The sequence below is a fragment of the Serinicoccus profundi genome (assembly GCF_008001015.1).
GTDB lineage: Bacteria > Actinomycetota > Actinomycetes > Actinomycetales > Dermatophilaceae > Ornithinicoccus > Ornithinicoccus profundi.
The window spans coordinates 995,048-1,014,684 of the sequence record NZ_CP042862.1 but is presented as its reverse complement, the minus strand read 5'-3'; the positions used below and the strand labels follow the sequence as shown (position 1 = coordinate 1,014,684).

General features: G+C 73.5%; 18 protein-coding genes. 6 read left to right on the top strand and 12 right to left on the bottom strand.

Annotated elements, in window-relative coordinates; genetic code table 11:
• The first annotated feature begins 28 nt into the window (after nucleotides 1-28).
• Nucleotides 29-547, top strand: coding sequence for a hypothetical protein (locus FA582_RS04750; protein ID WP_010148757.1), 519 nt, complete (start codon nucleotides 29-31; stop codon nucleotides 545-547).
• Between the two features lie 4 nt (nucleotides 548-551).
• Entirely contained in the window at nucleotides 552-1,055 is a 504-nt protein-coding gene (locus tag FA582_RS04745; RefSeq protein ID WP_010148758.1) for a DUF2505 domain-containing protein, read from the top strand.
• Between the two features lie 18 nt (nucleotides 1,056-1,073).
• Here the strand turns inward: FA582_RS04745 and pruA are convergent, their stop codons facing one another.
• The 4 genes from pruA to FA582_RS04725 form a co-directional block, all read right to left on the bottom strand.
• Complete coding sequence (gene pruA / locus FA582_RS04740) at nucleotides 1,074-2,702, bottom strand: L-glutamate gamma-semialdehyde dehydrogenase (protein WP_010148759.1); 1,629 nt, start codon at nucleotides 2,700-2,702, stop codon at nucleotides 1,074-1,076.
• Nucleotides 2,703-2,732: 30 nt separating this feature from the next.
• Nucleotides 2,733-3,191, bottom strand: a complete 459-nt coding sequence (locus tag FA582_RS04735) for a DUF6912 family protein (RefSeq protein WP_010148760.1) — start codon at nucleotides 3,189-3,191, stop codon at nucleotides 2,733-2,735.
• A gap of 112 nt (nucleotides 3,192-3,303) precedes the next feature.
• Entirely contained in the window at nucleotides 3,304-4,722 is a 1,419-nt protein-coding gene (locus tag FA582_RS04730) for a CpaE/TadZ family protein (RefSeq protein WP_010148761.1), read from the bottom strand.
• On the bottom strand, nucleotides 4,719-5,360 hold the full coding sequence (locus FA582_RS04725; protein WP_141567714.1) for an RcpC/CpaB family pilus assembly protein: 642 nt from the start codon (nucleotides 5,358-5,360) through the stop codon (nucleotides 4,719-4,721). The genes FA582_RS04730 and FA582_RS04725 overlap by 4 nt, the downstream gene beginning before the upstream one ends.
• 183 nt (nucleotides 5,361-5,543) lie before the next feature.
• Here FA582_RS04725 and FA582_RS04720 point away from each other — a divergent pair, with 183 nt between their 5' ends.
• Nucleotides 5,544-5,759, top strand: a complete 216-nt coding sequence (locus FA582_RS04720) for a helix-turn-helix domain-containing protein (protein WP_010148763.1) — start codon at nucleotides 5,544-5,546, stop codon at nucleotides 5,757-5,759.
• 20 nt (nucleotides 5,760-5,779) lie between these two features.
• On the opposite strand, the gene FA582_RS04715 is transcribed toward FA582_RS04720, so the two are convergent.
• Nucleotides 5,780-6,325: a hypothetical protein gene (locus FA582_RS04715; RefSeq protein WP_010148764.1), complete on the bottom strand. Its 546-nt coding sequence runs from the start codon at nucleotides 6,323-6,325 to the stop codon at nucleotides 5,780-5,782.
• A 153-nt stretch (nucleotides 6,326-6,478) separates the two neighbouring features.
• Between FA582_RS04715 and FA582_RS16615 the strand changes: the two genes are divergently transcribed.
• Complete coding sequence (locus FA582_RS16615; protein WP_010148765.1) at nucleotides 6,479-7,270, top strand: LysM peptidoglycan-binding domain-containing protein; 792 nt, start codon at nucleotides 6,479-6,481, stop codon at nucleotides 7,268-7,270.
• On the top strand, nucleotides 7,267-7,794 hold the full coding sequence (locus FA582_RS16335) for an Rv3235 family protein (protein WP_010148766.1): 528 nt from the start codon (nucleotides 7,267-7,269) through the stop codon (nucleotides 7,792-7,794). The genes FA582_RS16615 and FA582_RS16335 overlap by 4 nt, the downstream gene beginning before the upstream one ends.
• Before the next feature lie 125 nt (nucleotides 7,795-7,919).
• On the opposite strand, the gene secA is transcribed toward FA582_RS16335, so the two are convergent.
• Nucleotides 7,920-10,643 carry a preprotein translocase subunit SecA gene (gene secA, locus FA582_RS04700; protein WP_010148767.1) on the bottom strand — a complete coding sequence of 908 codons (2,724 nt, stop codon included), beginning with the start codon at nucleotides 10,641-10,643 and terminating at the stop codon, nucleotides 7,920-7,922.
• A gap of 18 nt (nucleotides 10,644-10,661) precedes the next feature.
• Between secA and FA582_RS04695 the strand changes: the two genes are divergently transcribed.
• Nucleotides 10,662-12,470 (top strand): GNAT family N-acetyltransferase, encoded by a 1,809-nt coding sequence (locus tag FA582_RS04695; protein ID WP_010148769.1) that lies wholly within the window; start codon nucleotides 10,662-10,664, stop codon nucleotides 12,468-12,470.
• Between the two features lie 168 nt (nucleotides 12,471-12,638).
• Here the strand turns inward: FA582_RS04695 and FA582_RS04690 are convergent, their stop codons facing one another.
• The 6 genes from FA582_RS04690 to mtrA form a co-directional block, all read right to left on the bottom strand.
• On the bottom strand, nucleotides 12,639-13,847 hold the full coding sequence (locus FA582_RS04690) for a winged helix-turn-helix domain-containing protein (protein WP_010148770.1): 1,209 nt from the start codon (nucleotides 13,845-13,847) through the stop codon (nucleotides 12,639-12,641).
• A 95-nt stretch (nucleotides 13,848-13,942) separates the two neighbouring features.
• Nucleotides 13,943-14,638 (bottom strand): ribosome hibernation-promoting factor, HPF/YfiA family, encoded by a 696-nt coding sequence (hpf, locus tag FA582_RS04685; protein ID WP_010148771.1) that lies wholly within the window; start codon nucleotides 14,636-14,638, stop codon nucleotides 13,943-13,945.
• A 123-nt stretch (nucleotides 14,639-14,761) separates the two neighbouring features.
• Nucleotides 14,762-15,502 (bottom strand): ComF family protein, encoded by a 741-nt coding sequence (locus FA582_RS04680; RefSeq protein ID WP_010148772.1) that lies wholly within the window; start codon nucleotides 15,500-15,502, stop codon nucleotides 14,762-14,764.
• A gap of 51 nt (nucleotides 15,503-15,553) precedes the next feature.
• Nucleotides 15,554-17,332, bottom strand: a complete 1,779-nt coding sequence (locus tag FA582_RS04675) for an LpqB family beta-propeller domain-containing protein (RefSeq protein ID WP_010148773.1) — start codon at nucleotides 17,330-17,332, stop codon at nucleotides 15,554-15,556.
• Entirely contained in the window at nucleotides 17,332-18,990 is a 1,659-nt protein-coding gene (gene mtrB / locus FA582_RS04670; protein ID WP_051125219.1) for an MtrAB system histidine kinase MtrB, read from the bottom strand. The genes FA582_RS04675 and mtrB overlap by 1 nt, the downstream gene beginning before the upstream one ends.
• Complete coding sequence (gene mtrA, locus FA582_RS04665) at nucleotides 18,959-19,636, bottom strand: MtrAB system response regulator MtrA (RefSeq protein WP_010148775.1); 678 nt, start codon at nucleotides 19,634-19,636, stop codon at nucleotides 18,959-18,961. Before mtrA ends, mtrB begins: the two co-directional genes overlap by 32 nt.
• Nucleotide 19,637: the final 1 nt, after the last annotated feature.

The following is a 19,637-nucleotide window of genomic DNA, read 5'->3' as shown; positions in this document are numbered from 1 at the left end:
GACCTCGGGCGGGCCTAGGCTGGGCAGCATGACCGGGAGCATCCGGCCCTCCGGGCCCACCGAAGCCGGGCTGCGGACCGGCGAGGACACCGGCGCCGTGGCCCTGGTGCGCGCGGCTCAGGAGGTGGCCGGTCTGGCACCCGACCTGGGGTGGTCGGAGGCCAGCGGCCTGGTGGAGGCGCTGCTCGACGGCATCGCCCACGTGCTGGCCGATGCTGCTGACGGCCGCGCCGAGCCGCGCCCCCAGCCGGTCGTCGTCGGCGCGATCGGCGCACCTGACCGGCTGCCCGACCACGCCGGGTGCCGCGCGGCCGCGGGACGGCTGCGGTCCCTCGCCCGGTCGCTCGAGACCCACCCTGCGCGCTGGGCCGGCGACACCGCGAGCATCATGACCGACCTCGGCGACCTGTTGGACCGGGTCGCCGACCGGACCAGGAGCGGCGCCCTGAGCCGGGCCGACAAGGGCGTCGTGCTGCGCCGCCTGCACTCCCTGGGACGGCGGCTGCGCGAGGCGCTGCCGGCGCATCCCGGGCAGGACGTACGGTGAGCCCATGAGGATCACCGAGACGGTCCAGCACCCGGCGGACCCCCAGCGCACCTTCGAGATGCTGACCGACCACGCCTACCAGGTCCGGCGCTGCGAGCGCTCGGGCGCCCTGGACCAGACCGTCCAGGTCGAGTCCGACCCGGACGGCACGACGACGGTGACCACGCAGCGGCACCTGCCGAGCGACGGCATACCCGACATCGCCAAGAGCGTCGTCGGCCCGCAGCTGCTCGTGGTCGAGACGGTGCGGTGGGGCTCACCCGACGCCGACGGCGAGCGGGAGGGCGCGATGAGCCTGGAGCTCCCCGGGCTGCCGATCTCCTTCACCGGCGGGGTCCACCTGCGCCGCGGCGCCGAGGCCGGGGTCACCGACCACGTCGTGGACGGAGACCTCGAGGCGCGCGTGCCGCTGCTGGGTCGTCGCATCGAGGCCATGGTCGCCGAGCAGGTGCACGAGATCGTCCAGCTCGAAGAGGTCGTCGCCCGGGAGTGGCTCGCCGAGCACTGATCCCGCGCGTGGGCGACCTCAGCCCATGTGCGGGTAGCGGTAGTCCTTGGGGGGGACGAACGTCTCCTTGATCACCCTCGTGTTGACCCACCGCTGCAGGTTGGCCGCGGAGCCCGCCTTGTCGTTGGTCCCCGAGGCCCGGGCGCCACCGAAGGGCTGCTGCCCGACGACCGCCCCGGTCGGCTTGTCGTTGATGTAGAAGTTGCCCGCCGCGAAGCGCAGCCGCTCGGCGGCCTGGCCGACGGCGGCGCGGTCCTGGGAGATGACGGCGCCGGTGAGGGCGTAGGGCGCCACCGACTCCATCTGGTCGAGCATGGAGGACCACTGCCGGTCCGGGTAGACGTGCACGGTGAGGATGGGCCCGAAGTACTCCGTGGTGACCATCTCGTGCGTGGGGTCCTCGACCACCGCGACCGTCGGGCGGACGAACCAGCCGACCGAGTCGTCATACGTGCCGCCGGCGACGATCTCGACCCCGGAGTCGGCCCGGGCCCGGTCGATGACGCCCTTGTGCTTGGCGAAGGCCTTGGCGTCGATGACCGCGCCCATGAAGTTGCCGAAGTCACGCACGTCACCGACCGAGAGACCCTCGGTGGTCTGCGCCAGGTCATCGCGCAGGGTCTTCCACAGCGAGGCGGGGACGTGGGCGCGGGAGGCGGCCGAGCACTTCTGCCCCTGGAACTCGAAGGCACCACGCACGAGCGCGGTGCGGAGCACGTCGAGATCGGCGCTCGGGTGGGCCACGACGAAGTCCTTGCCGCCGGTCTCCCCCACGATCCGCGGGTAGGAGCGGTAGGTGGAGAGGTTGGAGCCCACCCCGTGCCAGAGCATGTTAAAGATGGCCGTCGAGCCGGTGAAGTGCACCCCGGCGAGGTCCCGGCTCTCCAGGACGACCTCGGAGATCGCCGGGCCCGTGCCGGTCACCATGTTGATGACGCCGTCGGGCAGGCCCGCCTCCATGAGCAGCTCCATGGTGAGGCTGGCGGCCCGCTGCTGGGTGGGGGCCGGCTTCCACACCACGACATTGCCCATGAGCGCCGGGGCCGTGGGCAGGTTGCCACCGATGGCGGTGAAGTTGAAGGGGGTGACGGCGTAGACGAAGCCCTCCAGCGGGCGCTGGTCGATACGGTTCCAGGTGCCCGGGGTGTTGCGGATCGGCTGCTCGGTGAGCAGCTGTCGGGCGTAGTGGACGTTGAAGCGCCAGAAGTCGGCCAGCTCGCAGGCCGAGTCGATCTCGGCCTGCACGGCCGTCTTGCTTTGGCCGAGCATGGTCGCGGCGTTCATCCGGGCGCGCCACGGGCCGGCCAGCAGGTCGGCGGCCTTGAGGAAGATCGAGGCGCGCTCCTCGAAGGACATCGCCCGCCAGGCCGAGGCGGCCTCGAGGGCGGCGTCGACCGCGGCGCGCGCGTCCTTCTTGGTGCCGTCCCGCATCGTGCCCAGGACCTCGGCGTGGGCGTGCGGCTGGACGACGTCGATCGCGGCACCCCCACCGGTCACCCGCTGACCGCCGATGAGGTGCGGCAGGTCGGTGGGGCTCGCCGCCATCTCGGCGAGCGCCACCTCGAGAGCTCCGCGCTCCACGCTGCCTGAGGCGTAGTCGAGCACGGGCTCGTTCAGCGGGCTGGGGACGTCGACGATGCCATCCATGGCGTGATCTCCTCTGGTGGGACCGGCGGGTCAGCCGGTGGTCTCGGTGCGCTCCAGGCGCTCGGTCAGCTCCAGCACGTGCTCGAGCTCGGTGGTGTCGAACCACGACAGCTCGACGCCCTGGTCCAGCGCGTCCGTGACCTGCGCGCGGTCGCCGGTGACGACGTCGTCACCGAGGTGCAGGGCGGCGACCCTGGGCAGGCCCACCGACGACACCTCGATCCAGGCTCCCGCGTCGGGAGCCGTCGTGATGCGCTCGGCATCGACGTCGACCGCGGCCAGCAGCACCGGCGCCCCGGACGCGGCGAGCCGGACGGCCGCCACCTGCGCGGCGGCATACTCCAGCTCGTCGGTGTCGGCTCCCGGCTCCTCGGCACGCAGCGCCTCGGTCACCGTGGTCGCGGGCAGCGGCCCGGTGATCGTGCGGTCGTCGCGCAGCGACACGAGCTGGGCAGCGTCCACCGGCACGTAGCAGCGCACGGTCGTCATCGCCGACCTCCTGGTCATCGGTCCGCCTGGTCGGCCGCGTGCTGCGGCCGCACGGCCATGGTGTCAGATCCGGCCTCCTTGGCGGTGGTCGGGGCACGGCGGGAGCCGGGTGTCAGGAGGCCCCCCGGCGCAGCCACCACCGGCGACGACGGGCCGGGTCGGCCGGTCCACGCTGACCGGTGACGAGGTGGGCGAGCGTCCGGATCGACTCGCGGGCCGGGCTGGAGGGCCGGGTCTCGGAGAGGGTATGCCCGTGCAGCAGCGCGGCGTCGAGCGCGTCGCGGTCCTCCGGCACGAGGTGGACCTGGTCGGTGCCCGCGAAACGCCGCAGGGTCTCGCTGATGCGACGCCCCGGCTCAGGGCCCACCGGGCCGGGGCGCACGCGGGTGACCACGACGTCCGCCCGTGCCGCGGTGAGGCCGGGGAGGGCGTCCAAGGACCGGACGAGCCGCTGGAGGCCGACGGGGTCGCCCGAGCCCACGACGAGGACGCGGTCGGCCTCCTCGAGCGCGCACAGGGTGGCACCGTTGCGCCGGGGCGCGCTGGTGTCGAAGGAGAGCTCCTCGTCCTGCTCCACGGTGGGGGCGACGTCGATGACCACCCAGCGCGCCACGGCCCGCGCGTGCTGGATGACGTCGGCCAGGGCGGTCTCGCGCAGCTCGGTCCACCGGTCGGCGCGGGGCAGGCCGGTGAGGACGAGCAACCCGGGACGTACCTGGGGGGCCAGGTGCAGCAGCGCCTCGGGATCGAGGGTGCCCTGGTCGGCGGCGCGGGCCGCGGCCGCCACCCCGGGAGACTCGTCGAGCACGGCCAGCGCCTGGGCGACGGTCGCCCCGTAGGTGTCGGCGTCGATGAGGATGACGCGCTGGGTCGGTGAGGCCAGCTCGCTGGCGAGGTTGACGGCGATCGTGGTGCGCCCGGTGCTGCCGTGCGGGCCCCACACGACGACGACCTGGCCCTCCTCGGACGGCTCGTCGCCCCCCGCCTCGTCGTCGGTCTCGTCCGGTGCCGCGTCACCGTCGGGCGCTGCCTGGCCCTGGGGGGCGTCGTCGAGGAGCAGCGGAGTCCGCCCGGCCGAGCGCTGTCGGGAGACGTCGCCCTCGACCCCGTGCGGATCCGTGGACCCGCTCACCCCGCGGTCGCCACCGTCGTCCAGATCGCCGTGCTCACCCCCCGGTCGCTCCCGCAGGGCGAGGAGGACGGCGTCGAGCTGGTCGGTCGTGCTGTCCAGCTCCAGCAGCGCCTCGATGCCCCAGCGCCGCAGCGTCCGGGCGGCGTCGTCGTCCTCGCGCGGGTGCAGCCCGACGACCTGGGCACCCGCGGCACCCAACGCCTGCACCGACTCGCGGTCCATGCCGCGCAGGTCGTGGGAGACGAGGGCCACCTCGGCGAGGCCGGCCCGGGTGACGCCGAGCAGCTCTGGCAGGTCGGCGCACCGGCGCACGAGACGCGCCTGCACCGACCCGCCCAGCAGGGCCGCGACCTGGCTCTCCCAGCGAGGGGCCACGGCGGTGACGAGCGGCCGGCTCACCCGCCCGGCTCCGCCTGGGTGCGTGGTGCGGGCACCAGGGTCAGCCGGGCGTCCTGGTCGACGGCGCCGATGACGTCACCCACCCGGTCGGCCGGCACGACGAGGGCGACGGAGGAGCGACCCAGGGAGGCCCCCAGCCCGCCGGGCTGATCGGCGACGTGGTCGATGAGAGCACCGGGCAGGAGCAGCTCAGGGTCGAGGTAGGCCTCACCGGTCGCCTCGGCGTCGCGGCGGCTCACCCAGACGTCGACCGCCGTCCCGGCCTGCAGGCCGGACACCGCGGAGCCGTCGACGGGGACGTTGACCGTCTTGTCGAGGGCCTCGCGCTGCGTGCCGACGGCTGCGGCGGGCACCAGCTCGCCGGCCGAGACTCCCCGCAGGAGGTAGGTGCCGGAGGAGACAGGGTCCGCGGCGTCGAGGTAGCCGGAGGTCGCCTCCCCCAGCTGCACCTGCACGGCGACGAGGTCGCCCTCCTCCACCGGCTGGCCGGGCAGGAGGTCCCGCGAGGCGGCATACACCGGGTGGGTGTCGTCGAGGCTCGAGACGAGGCGGGCGCCGCCGGCCACCGAGAGCACGACGAGCAGCAGCCCCACCACGAGGCGCAGGTCACGCCACCCCGGCGCCTGGAGCCGACGCACCGTCCGTCCCTGCTCGTCGCCTGCCGACCCTGTCGATCCCATGTCGAGGCCCCCTTCGGTCCTGTCAAACCCCTCCGCACGATAACGTCCCGGAGGCAGCCTGCCTGCATCTTGTCCACAGGCGGGTCACGGTAGACCAAAGAATCCGTAAAATCTTGGTCAGGACGACGAGAGGAGACCCGCGTGGCCGGGCCCAGATTCCTGACGCTCACCGACGTGGCGGACACCCTCAACGTCTCGCTCTCCCAGGTCAAGGCGCTCGTCCGGTCCGGCGACCTGCCCGGGGTCAAGCTCGGGGGGCGCGGGGTGTGGCGGGTCGAGGCCGATGAGCTCGAGGCCTACATCCAGCGGATGTATGCCCAGACCCGCGAGTCCCTGCACCTCGGCGACGGCCCGTGAGCGTCTAGGTCCGCGGCGTCTCAGAGCCGCTGGATCATGGCGATGCCGTCGTAGGGCAGCGCCACCACGCCACGCACGGCCCCGGCCCGTCTCGGCTCGTCGTCGGCGTGCCTGGCCAGGTCGAGATGGTCGGCCAGGACCCGGTCGATCGTCCCGCTCAGGTGCTCGCCCTCCTGGTCGTGGACCCGCACGCGAGAGCGGTCCCGGCTGATCGCCCGCAGCGCCTGACGCAGGCTCCGCCGGCGGGGGCGGTCGTCCACGCGTCCGGTCAGTCCCTCGACGGCGAGCAGCGCGTCCAGGACGACGAGACGCTCCTGGTGGTCCGGCTGATGCAGGTCGTGCAGCAGCAGCCAGTCGGGGCCCACGTCGACGAGCCGGCCCTGGAGCCGGCCGACACCCCGCAGACGCACCCGCACCCCACGCCCCACATCGGCCGCGAGCCGGTCCCCCAGGGTCACCCGGGCGCGCTCGGCCCTGGTGTGCTCGGCGGCCTCGGTCTCCCGCTCGCGGCGCTCCCACTCGGCCTGCTGGGCCTCGAGGTCCTCGAAGAGCTGGTCCCACCGCATACCTCTCATCCTGCCAGCCGCACGTCCCCGCACGCGGCTGCCGTCCACAGGCACCTTGACGGGCCCACCGGCTCGTCGTAGATTGCCGTCATCGAACGCAAACGAACTCAAACAGACACATCAGATGCCTCTGAGGCATCGGCAGGGGGACTCATGAGGACCAGCACAGCGCACAGGGCGGATGCGGGGCAGTCCGGCTGGCGCCCGAGCGCCTGGGGTGCGCTCGGCAGCCTGGGCGCGCTCGGCGGGGCGGCAGCAGTCGGACGCGAGGCGGCGCACGCGTGGGTCGGCGCCGGCGCCGAGGGTTTCGCCGCCGACCTCCTCGGAGCGCTGCTCGCGCTCGCGACCGCACTGCTCGTGTGGGTCGCCGCCGTCCTGATCGCGGCCGCGTGGCACGTGCGCCCCGACGCCCGCCCCGCGGCGGCGGCGCGCTCCCGCTCGGCGGCCGTCCGCGTCGCCGCCGCCGTGCTCGTGTCCCTGGGCGCGGGGGTGGCGGGGGGAGCTGGGGCGCACGCCGCGCCGGTGTCGGCCTCCACCCTGTCCGCGAGCGAGGGCACCCTGCCCGAGCACCCGGCCCCCGGCCCCGTGCAGGCGAGCGGTGACGGACCGTCATCAGCGCGTGGTGATGGATCGGAGTCGCTGGACGTGCCGCTCCCGGGGTGGACGCCCCGCACGCCGTCGTCGGAGAGTCGACCTCCGGGGCAGATCGGCCTGGTCAGCGGCGCGCCGGCCGACGACCTGCCCGAGAGTGTCGTCGTCCGCCGGGGGGACACCCTCTGGGACCTCGCGGCGCGGTCGCTGGGCCCGGGGGCCACCTCGGCCGACATCGCCGAGGAGTGGCCGCGGTGGTATGCCGCCAACCTCGCCACCATCGGTCCCGACCCCGACCTCCTCCTGCCCGGCCAGGAGCTCGTCGTGCCCGGGGCCTCGGAGGGACGACGATGACCGGCGCGGAGCGTGCCCCCGGGGTCCTGCACCTGCGGCTCGTGGGCACCGCGGAGCCTGCCGCCGAGGGCGTGGACTGGCAGGCAGCACCGCCGGAGATGCCGGCTCGCGACGACTACGTGCAGGGATCGCTGGCGGTCGACTTCCGGCAGGAGGCCTACGACACCTTCTTCGGCCCGCAGGCCACGGCTACCGACGACCTCCCCGAGGCCCGGGCCTGGGCCGACCGGATGATCCGCGCCCTGCTGGAGATCTATGCCGGGACGCGACCGGTCGACCAGCTCTCCCGGTGGATGGCACCCGAGGTCCGGGAGCGGGTGGCCCGGCGCGCCCAGCTGGCGCGTCGACGCGGCCCGCAGCGAGCCCAGCCACCGCGGGTGCGTGCCCTGCGGGAGTGCCACCCGGCCGACGGGGTGTGCGAGATCGCGGCCGTCGTCCACCTGGACGGGCGGGTCCGCGCCCTGGCGCTGCGGATGAGCGGCGTCGACGGGCGCTGGCTCATCACCGCCCTCGAGCTCGGCTGAGCGCAGCGACGGCGCTGTTCTTCGGTGCAGCGACTGTCAGCCGCGATGTCATCCATCAGCCTGCTCGAGGCGGCTGTCAGATGACGTGGAGGCCGTCAGTCGGCGCAGCGGCCGGTGAGAGTGGTTCAGCTGCCGCCGCGCTGGGCCGCCGCGCGACGCTGGGCGCGGTTGCCCTGCCCGCCGTCGGACGACCCGCCCTCCGGCGGATCGCTGTGGCTGCCGTCGGCCCGGACCGCGCTGGTCTGCGCCTGGCCGCCCTCGCCGGGAGCGAGGAAGGTCAGCCCCTGCTTCGGCTGACCCTGCTGGGTCGGCTGCGACGCCGGTGAGACCTCGGCCCGGAAGAGGAAGCGGACCGACTCCTCCTTGATGGCCTCCATCACGGCCTGGAAGAGCTGGTAACCCTCCCGCTGGTACTCCACGAGCGGCTCGCGCTGGGCCATCGCCCGCAGGCCGATGCCCTCCTTGAGGTAGTCCATCTCGTAGAGGTGCTCGCGCCACTTGCGGTCCAGCACCTGGAGGACGACCCGACGCTCCACGTCGCGCATGACCTCCTCGCCGAGCTCGGCCTCACGCTCGTCGTAGGCGTGCTGGGCATCGCTCGTGAACTCCTCGACCAGCAGGTCGGTGGTCACGCCCGCCCGGCTGCCGGCCCGCTGCACGACGTGCTCGATCGTCAGCCCGACCGGATAGACGTCGCGCAGGTCCGACCACAGGGTCTCGAGGTCGATGCCGTCGGCCAGACCGGCACCGCCGGCGCTGGTGACGTAGTCGGCGACGACGTCGTTGACGAAGTGGCGCACCTGCTCGTGGAGGTCCTCGCCCTCGAGCACCCGGCGGCGCTCGGCATAGATGACCTCGCGCTGGCGGTTGAGGACGTCGTCGTACTTGAGGACGTTCTTGCGGGTCTCGAAGTGCTGGGCCTCGACCTGGCTCTGGGCGCTGGCGATGGACCGGGAGACGATCTTGGACTCGATCGGCACGTCGTCCTGGATGCCCGAGGTGGACATGACCCGGTCGACCAGGGCGGCGTTGAACATCCGCATGAGGTCGTCCTGGAGGGAGAGGTAGAACCGCGACTCCCCCGGGTCACCCTGACGGCCCGCACGACCACGCAGCTGGTTGTCGATCCGGCGGGACTCGTGCCGCTCGGTCCCGAGGACGTAGAGCCCACCGAGCTCGGTGACCTCCTCGTGCTCGGCCTGCACCGAGGCCTCGGCCTGCGCCAGCGCGTCGTCCCAGGCCGCCTCATACTCCTCCGGGGTCTCGTGCGGGTCCAGACCCCGCGCCTGCAGCGCGGCGACGGCCCGGAACTCGGAGTTGCCGCCGAGCATGATGTCGGTGCCGCGGCCAGCCATGTTGGTCGACACCGTCACGGCGCCCTTGCGGCCCGCCTCGGCGACGATGGAGGCCTCCCGCTCGTGGTGCTTGGCGTTGAGGACCTCGTGCTTGACCCCGCGGCGGCGGAGCTGGTCGGAGAGGTACTCCGACTTGGCGACCGAGGTGGTGCCGACGAGGACGGGCTGCCCGGCGCGGTGGCGCTCGACGATGTCGTCGACGACCGCGGTGAACTTCGCCTCCTCGGTGCGGTAGACGAGGTCGGAGCGGTCCTGGCGGACCATCGGCTTGTTGGTGGGGATGGACAGCACGCCCACCTTGTAGATCTGGTGGAGCTCGGCAGCCTCGGTCTGGGCCGTGCCCGTCATCCCGGCGAGCTTGTCGTACATCCGGAAGTAGTTCTGCAGCGTCACCGTGGCCAGGGTCTGGTTCTCGTTCTTGATCTCCACCCCCTCCTTGGCCTCGATCGCCTGGTGCATGCCCTCGTTGTAGCGGCGCCCCGGCAGGATGCGCCCGGTGTGCTCGTCGACGATCATCACCTGGCCGTCCATGACGACGTAGTCCTTGTCGCGGGAGAACAGCTCGCGGGCCTTGATCGCGTTGTTGAGGTAGCCGATGAGTGGGGTGTTGGCCGACTCGTAGAGGTTGTCGATGCCGAGGTAGTCCTCGACCTTCTCGATGCCCCGCTCGAGCACCCCGACCGTCTTCTTCTTCTCGTCGACCTCGTAGTCGCCGGTGGACTCGATGCCGCGCAGCGGGTCGGCCGCCTCCCCCCGCTCCAGGCGGCGGACGACCTTGGAGAACTCCATGTACCACTTGGTCGCCTGGTCGGCGGGCCCGGAGATGATGAGCGGCGTGCGGGCCTCGTCGATGAGGATCGAGTCGACCTCGTCGACGATGGCGAACTGGTGCTCGCGCTGCACGAGGTCCTTGAGCGAGGTCGCCATGTTGTCGCGCAGGTAGTCGAACCCGAACTCGTTGTTGGTCCCGTAGGTGATGTCCATGGCGTACTGCTCGCGACGCTGCGCCGGCGTCATCGAGGACAGGATGCACCCGGTCTCCAGGCCCAGCGCGCGGTGCACGCGGCCCATGAGCTCGGACTGGTACTGCGCGAGGTAGTCGTTGGTCGTGATGACGTGCACGCCACGGCCGGTGAGGGCGTTGAGGTAGGACGGCAGCGTCGCGACGAGCGTCTTGCCCTCACCGGTGCGCATCTCGGCGACGTTGCCCTGGTGCATCGCCGCGCCACCCATGATCTGCACGTCGAAGTGACGCTTGCCGATGGTGCGCTTGCTGGCCTCGCGGACGGCGGCGAAGGCCTCCGGCAGCAGCTGGTCCAGGGACTGTCCGTCGGCCAGCCTAGCCTTGAACCGGTCGGTCTCCTCACGCAGCTCGGCGTCGGACAGGCCCTCGAAGTCCTCCTCGAGGGCGTTGACCTGCTTGGCGACGGTCTCCAGGCGGCGCAGCGCGGACTTCTCTCCGGCGCGCAGCATCTTCTCGAACAGGTTCGGCACCCGTCTAGGCTAACGGGCATGGCTGAGGATGCCGCATCGAGCGCGGGGCCGGTGCGCCGCAGCACGGGGCTGCGGATCGTCCCGCCGGGGCCGGAGCACGTGCCGATGCTGGTGCAGCTGGGCCGGGACGAGCAGACCCGGCGGTGGGGCGACGCGGTGCCCGTCCGCGACGAGAGCACGGCGCGTTCGGCGATCGCGGTGGCCCAGGAGGGCTGGGAGCGGACGCAGCCCTGGACCCCCCGCCGGTGGGTGGTCGAGGTCACCGAGCAGCACGGCGAGGACGGCGACGACGGCGAGGGCACGGTATGGCTCCCGGCCGGGACCGTGGAGTACCGCCCGGACGGCCACGGCGCGGCCGAGGTCGGGTATGCCGTCCACCCGGACCACCGTGGTCGAGGGGTCGCCACCCGGGCGCTCGGCCTGGCCCTCGACCACGCCTTCGACGAGGACGGCATCGTCCTGGCGCGCTGGCGGGCCGAGGTCGGCAACTGGGCCTCCCGCCGGGTCGCATGGCGGCTGGGCTTCTCGGTGCCGGTGCAGGTCAGAGGACTGCTGCCCGGGTGGGGCGAGGACACCGCGCCGCACGACGGGTGGCTCGCGACGCTGCACCGCGACGAGCCGCGCGAACCGGCATACCTGTGGCGGGAGATCCCGGTGCTCGGCGAGGAGGACGGCGACATCCGCCTGCGGCCCTGGCGCGCGGATGTCGACGACACCGCCGCCCTGGTGTCGGTGGACGACGTGGCCCGTGCGTTCGTCGGCCCGATCCTGCCAGGCGTCGGCGAGGAGGCCGTGAGCGCCTGGACGAGGTCACGGCACGAGTCGGCGCTGCTCGGGCATGGCCTCACCTGGTGCATCGCCGACGGCCGCTCGGACGCGGCGCTCGGCTCGATCTCGCTCTTCGACCTGCAGGACCCCTTCGCCCGCGGCTGCTGCGAGGTGGGCTACTGGTTGCTCCCGGCCGGGCGCGGTCGAGGCGCGATGACCCAGGCGTTGCGGCTCGTCACCCGGTATGCCGCGGCCGAGCTCGGCGTGCACCGGATCGCCGCGCAGACCGACGAGCGCAACACCGCCTCCCACCGCGCGCTCGTGCGGGCCGGCTTCCGGTGGACAGTCACCGAACCCGCGTCGTGCGTCTACGAGGCCGGGGGCCAGAGGTATGCCACCTCCCGCTTCGCCCTGCTCCTGGACGAGCAGGGGCAGCCGGAGGACCCGCCCCCCGCCCCATCGGCGCAGGAGCCGCTCGCCACCGCCGGTGAGGTGCTGCCCACGCTCCGGTCGGCCGGGCTGGTGCTGCGCCCCTGGCGCTCGGGTGACGCCGACCGGATCGTCGAGGCGGTCAACGATCCGCTCACCCAGCAGTACCTTCCCGAACTGCCTGCCCCTTACGGCCAGCCGGAGGCTGAGGCGTTCATGGAGACCTGCGCCACCGCCGTCGAGCGCGGCGTTCGCCGCACCTGGGCCGTGGCGGACGCCGCCGATGATCGGGTGCTGGGGGCGGTCAGCCTGAGCGCATCGACGGCCTCTGAGGCGCCCGGGGAGCTCGGCTACTGGGCTCACCCGGACGCGCGTGGCCGTGGGGTGAGCACGGCGGCGGTGCGCGCGGTCATCAGGTATGCCGTCGCCCCGGTCTCGGAGCAGGGCCTGGGCCTGCCGCGGGTCTGGCTGCGGGCAGCGGGCAGCAACCTCGCGAGCCAGCGCGTCGCACTCGCGGCCGGACTCCGCGAGGTGGGCCGGGACCGTCAGGCCGAGACCCTGCGCGACGGCAGCGTGGACGACCTGGTGCGCTTCGACCTGCTCACGCAGGAGATGCCCACCCGCGAGTGAGGGCGGCCCGGCAGGCGGGGCTGAGAGCGGCCCGTCGGCCCGCGAGTCGCTGCTGCGCCACCCGCAGACCTGCGGCCCGGCGCCCAGCGAGCCGTGGCAACGCCACCCGGCGGTTCGCGAGTCGTCGCCGCGCCACCCGGCGACCGGCGAGCTCCCGGTCGCCGACGCTCACCCCGCCGGGAGGTCCACCCTCCCCAGGCCGAGCCAGCCGGCCATCGTCTCCAGCTCGGTGACCAGCCGCGGAGCGGCGTGGGCCACGTCGGTGCCCGGCTCCCAGTGGACGGCCCGGGCCCGGAGCACGCCGACCTCGCGGTCCGCCTTGAGGTCGACCCGGCCCACGAGCCGCTCGTCGAGCAGGAAGGGCAGGACGTAGTAGCCGTGCACCCGTTGCGGGGCTGGGACGTAGATCTCCAGGCGGTAGCGGAAGCCCCAGAGCTGCTCGACGCGCTCGCGCTGCCAGATGAGGGAGTCGAAGGGGCTGAGCAGGGCGGCGCCCTCCACCCGTCGCGGCCGGCGCGCCTGCGGGTCCAGCCAGACCGGGCGGTCCCAGCCGCGCACCTGCACCCGCTCGGCCCTCCCCTGCGCCTCGAGGGTCTCCAGCCCCGCGAGCACCCTCGGCCCGCGCACCCGGAAGTAGTCGCCGAGGCAGCGGGCGCTGCCCAGGCCGTGCGCCCGCAAGGAGATCGCGAGCAGCTCGACCACGGACTCGTGCTGACCGGGCGCGTCCGGCTCACCGGGTGCGCGACGCAGGACCTCCGGCGGCAGCACCCGGTCGGTCGGGGCATACAGCCGCTCGAACTGGCTGGTGCGTCCGGCGCTGGTGACCTCACCGGTCTCGAAGAGGCACTCCAGGGAGGTCTTGACGGCCGACCAGTTCCACCCCCAGGGGTCGCTGCGGCGACCGGCGCCGTGCGGCAGGTGCACCTCCACCTCACGGGCGGTGAGCGGGCCGTGCTCGTCGACCACCTCGGCGACGGCGTCGAGGAGACCGGGGTGCTGCCCGCGCAGCTCCTCGCGCCAGGCCAGGGTGCGTGGGCGACGCATCCGGAAGCCGAGCAGCGGCCACGTCGCCAGCGGGACGAGAGAGGCCTCGTGCGCCCAGCACTCGACCATGCGGCGGCCCGCCCGCGCCCTGCCCCGGACGCCCGAGCCGTCGCGGAGCCGGTCGAGCAGGGTGCTGTCGTAGCGGCCCAGCCGGGAGAAGAACGGGAGGTAGTGGCTGCGGGTGAGCACGTTGACGCTGTCGATCTGGACGACCCCGAGCCGGTCGAGGACACCCACGAGCTGGCGGGTGCCCGGGTCGGCGGGCCGGGCGCGACCGAAGCCCTGGGCGGCGAGGGCGATGCGGGCGGCCTGGGCCTGGGTGAGGGTCAGCACGTGGCTCAGCCTGCCAGGTGCCCCCGACAGACCGGCCCCGGAGCCACCCTCAGCGGGTGTCTCCGGGGCCGGCCCGGTGAGGCGGAGAGGTCGCTTCAGGAGGCGACGGCCGCGGCAGGCGCTCCGGCCCGGTCGACCGGCTCCTCACCCTCGGTCTCGGCGCGATCGAGCCGCAGGACACCGTAGGACCAGCCTCGGCGGCGGTAGACCACGCTCGGCCGGTCGGCGTCGGCGTCGTGGAAGAGGAAGAACTCGTGACCCACCAGCTCCATCTGCGACAGGGCCTCACCCACGGTCATCGGCGGGGAGGCGTGGACCTTCTCGCGGATCTCGATCGGGCTGTTGCCACGCGTCTGCAGAGCCTCGTCGACCGCCTCCTCGGGGCTGCGCTCGGGCCGGTCGGCGCCGTCGTCGTCGGGGGCCAGCGGCTCGGTCGGCAGCCCGAAGGTCGCCTCGGCGACGGAGGGGAGCCGGTGCTTGCCGGTGTGGGAGACGCGTCGCTTGTCACCCAGCCGCCGCAGCCGCTCGGTGAGCTTGCCCATGGCGAGGTCGAGCGCGGCGTAGTCCTCGTCCGCGGCCGCCTCCGCCCGGACGACGGTGCGGTGCACGTAGCAGGTGATCTCGCACCGCTCGGCCTCCTTGGCCTGCCGGGGGTTGGCCTCGTGGGTCAGCACCACCTCGGTGCGGCGGACCCGTGGGGCCAGCTGTGGGATCTTGTCGAGCTTGTCCTCGATGTGGCGGCGGAAGCGCTCGGGCACGTCTCTCTTGCGACCGGTCACGGTGAGTTCCATCAAAGTCCTCCATGCACGACGGGGTTGTGTGGGGTATGGCGTCGATAGCGGCGCCTGCTCTCGTCCGGCCTCACCCCCTCACGTCTGCTCGCGAGGTGCTCCATGGACCCACACTAGTCCGCCTCACCCTCCGGCGATAGGGGACACCCTCGGGTCGGTCCGGTCGCGCCGTGCGGTCGCCGCGACGGTCGCCGCGACCACGCCCCCGGACCCTGCGGCACGCAGGGCCCGGGCGCACTCGACGAGGGTCGCCCCGGTCGTGACGACGTCGTCGACGACGACGCACGGGACCCCCTCGAGGGCGTCCCCGAGGCCGGGGCGGACCCGCACCGCGCCGCCGAGGTTGGCCGCCCTGGCCCCGGCGGACAGTCCCGCCTGGTCCTGGACGGCGCGGGCCAGGACCAGGGCACCGACCACCGCACGGGGCGATCCTGAGGCCCTGAGGGCGAGCTCGCGCACCGGCGAGCGCCCCCGCGAGCGGGTGCTCGCCCGCGCCGAGGGCGCCGGCACCACGGCCACCGGCCGACCGGAGCGGACCGCCTCCCGATGCTCCGGCGAGGCCTCGATCGCGGCCACGAGCGCTGCGCGCAGGACGACGGCCAGAGCCGGGCCGAGGTCCACCCGGTCCTGCTCCTTCCACGCCACCACGATCCCCCGCACCGCGCCGTCGTAGGCCGGGCCCGACCACGTCGGCGGGAACCCGGCCGGGCACGGCGTGGGACGCCAGAGGCGGGGGCTCCCGCCTCCCAGCTCCGCGGCGCACCACCGGCACAGGCGTGACCCCTCGCGTCCGCACCCGGGGCACTGCGCCGGGGCCACGAGCTCCACCAGCGCGCGCAGGTCCTCCCCCGGTCGCCACGGCATACCCCAGCCTCGCACCGTGCGGGCGTCACCGGCGGCTGTCCACAGGAGGGCTCAGTCCCCGGGGACGACCACCTGGTCACCGTTGCGGACCGGCTGCCACCCGCTCTGCCCCTCCGGCACGTAGACCCCGCCGTCCTCGGTGCGGGCGATGACCTGCACCCCGGTGGCGCGTGGGACCGGCACCGCGTCGACGAGCCCGGGGAGCGACCCCAGGTGCTGCAGCCACCCACCGAGCTCCAGCCGGAAGGGCTGGGGCTCGGTGTCGTCCTGCCGCTGTCCCACGATGACGAGCTCCCCCGCGGCGCTCCAGTGGGCCGCGACGACGTCACGCAGGTGCGGCACCAGGGGCAGGGGGGCCGTCAGCTCGCGCGGACGACCCGAGGCATCCCGCACGATCCCGCTGAGCAGCAGGCGGTGCGGCGGCGGTTCCTGGGCGTCCTGCCCGACGGTCTGCCGGACGACCATGACCACCCGGCTGCCGTCCGGGGAGATCGCCACCCGCTCGATCCGGTCCTCCGCCTCCAGCCAGTCGGCCTCCACCGGCCGCGCCACGGCGTCCAGCCGGGTCTCGTCGACCACCCAGACCCGAGGCGTCCGGCTGCTGCGATGGATGCCCCCGAGCCAGAAGGCACCCTGCGGGTCGACGCCCGGCGGGGTGAGATCGTCACCGATGCCCTCGTTGGTGTGGACCTGCTCGCCGCGCCACCGGCGGAAGGCGGCGCCGTCCACCGACACCGCCGCGAGGTCCTCGAGGTCCTCCGTCACGGCCAACCCGGTCCAGCGCAGCTCGACACCCGGCAGCTCGACGTCCTCCGCCGGCTCCAGGTCGCGCAGGGCGTACTGCGAGGGGTCGGCCACGGTGAGCTGCTCGCCGACCCGCAGCAGGACCTGCGCCACCTCGCGCTCCACCTCGGTGTAGGGCAGCTCCGTGGCGCCGGTGATCGGACCCTCGACGCCCTCCAGCGGCAGCGACCGACCCGCCACCTGCACGTCCACCCCCGCGACCGAGGACAGCCCCAGGAGGCTGTGGGCCAGCTGGCTGCTGAGGTCGTCGGCCCGGCTGTCGTCCTGGGCCAGGGTGGCCCCCTGGAGGTTGACGGTCGCGACGAGGGTCGAGGGGTCGACCGGCACGGCCGGGGTCGCGAGCCGCACCTCCTCGGTCGCCGCGGTGGTCAGGGCCCCCTCCAGGTGGGGCGGCAGGGGCGCGAGCTGGGCGCGCGTGATGGCGGTCGGCAACCCCTCGCTGTCGGCCAGCCACCGCAGCTCGGGGACGAAGACGTCGCGCTGGGCGTTGAGGTAGGACAGGACCGTCGGTCGGAAGGCGCGCTCGAAGGCGGTGTCGGAGAGCCACAGCCCGGCGTCGTCGGGGAAGGTGCTGATCCGGGTCGCGCCGTCCACCTCGGTGAGCCCGAAGGTCTGCGTGGACGTCTGCGGCACCTGCTCGGTGAGCCGCCCGTCGGCGTCGAGCCGGCCGATGACCTCGAGCTGGACGCTCACCTCGTCGTCGTCGGTGAGGCTGACCGTGGCGTCGCCGCCGTAGACCATGACCGCCGCGGTGGGCACCCAGCTGTTGGCGAGCTCGGAGGTGAGGTAGGTGCGGGAGACGTCGTCGTCGCTGGCGAAGCCTTCGTTGGCGCGCAGGAAGCCCTCGACGATCTCCACCGGCCCGGCGTCCTGCGGGGCGGGCGGCAGCAGCCGCTCGACCTCCCGCTCGGACTGCTGGGAGACCGGGAGGCCGGCCCGCGGCTCCGGGGTGGTCGGCAGCTGACCGGAGCAGGCGGTCACGACCAGGGTCACGGCGGCGAGCGCCGCGAGCAGGTGACGTCGCATCAGTCGTCCTCCCTCGTGGCCAGCGCCAGCACGACCGGGGGCACGACGCCGTCGGTGGCTCTGCCGTCGAGGTCGCGGTCGGCCGGCACCGGTGGTGGTTCCTCGGCGATGACATAGGTATGCGTGCGGGGCAGCACGAGGCGGAGGCACGCCCCACGACCCGGCTCGCTGCCGACCTGGAGCCAGCCGCCGTGGACGCGCGCGTCCTCCACGGCGATCGCGAGCCCCAGCCCCGTGCCCCCGGTGGTCCGGGTGCGGGCCGGGTCGGCGCGCCAGAACCGGTCGAAGACCTGGTGCCGCTGCTCCTCGGTCAGCCCGATCCCGTGGTCGCGGACGCTGACGGCGACCACCTGGGGGGTGCAGGCCACCGTGACGTCGACCGGTCGGCCCTCGCCGTGCTCGACGGCATTGGTGAGCAGGTTGCGCAGGATGCGGGAGATCCGGCGCCCGTCCATGCAGACCTCGACCCGCTCGTCCGGGAGGTGCAGCCGCAGGAGGGTGCCGACCTTGGCGGCGAGGGTCTCCACCCCCTGCACCGCGGCCCGGACCGTCGGCAGGATGTCCTCCTCGTGCCGCTCGACCGTCACCGCGCCGGAGTCGAACCGGCTGATCTCCAGGAGCTCGGCGAGGAGGTCCTCGAAACGGTCCATCTCCTGGTCGAGCAGCTCGGCGGAGCGTGCGACCGGGGCGGTGAAGTCCTCGCGCGAGGCGTGGAGCACGTCGCCGGCCATCCGCATCGTCGTGAGCGGGGTCCGCAGCTCGTGGGAGACGTCGGAGACGAAGCGCTGCTGCAGCTGGGACAGCGAGCGCAGCTCGCGGATCTGGTGCTGGATGGAGTCGGCCATGGTGTTGAAGGAGGTCGCGAGCTGGGCGATCTCGTCGTTGCCGACGACGGGCAGCCGCTCGTCCAGGTGCCCCTGCGCGACCTCCTGGGAGGCCTTCGCCACCTCCTCGACCGGACGGGTGACCATCCGGGTCGCCAGCAGCGCGAGGCCGACGACGAGCGCGACCAGGCCGAGGCCACCGAGCAGGAACAGCTGGCGGACGAGGTCGAGGGTCTCCTGCTCGCGCAGCAGCGGATAGACGAGCACCAGGTCGTAAGGACCGGCCCGCAGCAACGACACCCGCGAGCCCACGACCACCGCGGTCGCCCGGTCCTGCCCCTCGCCGAGCGACACCGGCGTCACGAGGACCTGCTGGTTGGCCGGGTCGGCGGCGATCGCCTCCTGCAGGGAGACGGGGATGTCCTCGGCGGCGACGCCGGTGGCCATCCGCTCCACCACCCCGCTGTCGTTGCCGAGCGCGGGGAGCAGGTGCACGCGCCGGCCGTCCTCGGCCGAGGGGCCGCTCATCGACTGGATCTGCTCCTCGGCCAGCCCGCGCAGCCCGCTGTCGTCACGACGGTCCGTGGAGTCGAAGGCCTGCTGGGCGTTGGCGACCTGCTGGGAGGCGTCCCGTTCGGCGCTGTCGATCGCCTGCTCCACCAGGCCGCGGGACACCTGCTGGTAGAGCAGGCTGCCGAGCAGGATGGCCAGCAACGAGCCGAGCAGCACCGTCGAGGTGATCACCCGCGCCCGCAGCGACCCTCGCCACCAGGTCAGCAGGTGCCGACCGGTGGCGACCGGGTCAGGGGTGCCCGGCCTTGTATCCGACGCCACGCACCGTCACCACGATCTGGGGGTTCTCGGGGTCCTTCTCGATCTTGCTGCGGAGCCGCTGGACGTGCACGTTGACCAGCCGCGTGTCGCCGGCGTGACGGTAGCCCCAGACCTGCTCCAGCAGGGACTCGCGGTCGAAGACCTGGGTGGGCTTGCTCGCCAGGGCCACGAGCAGGTCGAACTCCAGCGGGGTCAGGGGGATCTGCTCCCCGGCCCGGGTGACCTCGTGCCCGGCGACGTCGATCTGGACGTCACCCACCTGGAGCCGCGTGTCGTCGCCGGTGTCGGTGCGCCGCAACCGGGCCCGGATGCGCGCGAGGAGCTCCTGGGGCTTGAACGGCTTGACGACGTAGTCGTCGGCCCCGGCCTCCAGGCCGAGCACGACGTCCTTGGTGTCGGTGCGCGCGGTGAGCATCACCACGGGGACGCCGGACTCGCCGCGCAGCTCACGGCATACCTCGATGCCGTCCTTGGAGGGCAGCATGACGTCGAGCAGGACCAGGTCGGGACGGAACTCTCGGAACATCGGCATGGCGCGACCTCCGTCGGCGCAGGTGGCGACCTCGTAGCCCTCCTTGCGCAGCACGATGCCGAGCATCTCGGCCAAGGCCTGGTCGTCGTCGACCACGAGTACTCGAGCGCTCACG

Excerpts from the sequence above, each read along its gene's own strand:
- FA582_RS04750 (WP_010148757.1), top strand. The coding sequence starts at position 29 with ATGACCGGGAGCATCCGGCCCTCCGGGCCCACCGAAGCCGGGCTGCGG.
- FA582_RS04745 (WP_010148758.1), top strand. The coding sequence starts at position 552 with ATGAGGATCACCGAGACGGTCCAGCACCCGGCGGACCCCCAGCGCACC.
- pruA (WP_010148759.1), bottom strand. The coding sequence starts at position 2,702 with ATGGATGGCATCGTCGACGTCCCCAGCCCGCTGAACGAGCCCGTGCTC.
- FA582_RS04735 (WP_010148760.1), bottom strand. The coding sequence starts at position 3,191 with ATGACGACCGTGCGCTGCTACGTGCCGGTGGACGCTGCCCAGCTCGTG.
- FA582_RS04715 (WP_010148764.1), bottom strand. The coding sequence starts at position 6,325 with ATGCGGTGGGACCAGCTCTTCGAGGACCTCGAGGCCCAGCAGGCCGAG.
- FA582_RS16615 (WP_010148765.1), top strand. The coding sequence starts at position 6,479 with ATGAGGACCAGCACAGCGCACAGGGCGGATGCGGGGCAGTCCGGCTGG.
- FA582_RS16335 (WP_010148766.1), top strand. The coding sequence starts at position 7,267 with ATGACCGGCGCGGAGCGTGCCCCCGGGGTCCTGCACCTGCGGCTCGTG.
- FA582_RS04695 (WP_010148769.1), top strand. The coding sequence starts at position 10,662 with ATGGCTGAGGATGCCGCATCGAGCGCGGGGCCGGTGCGCCGCAGCACG.
- hpf (WP_010148771.1), bottom strand. The coding sequence starts at position 14,638 with ATGGAACTCACCGTGACCGGTCGCAAGAGAGACGTGCCCGAGCGCTTC.
- FA582_RS04680 (WP_010148772.1), bottom strand. The coding sequence starts at position 15,502 with ATGCCGTGGCGACCGGGGGAGGACCTGCGCGCGCTGGTGGAGCTCGTG.
- FA582_RS04675 (WP_010148773.1), bottom strand. The coding sequence starts at position 17,332 with ATGCGACGTCACCTGCTCGCGGCGCTCGCCGCCGTGACCCTGGTCGTG.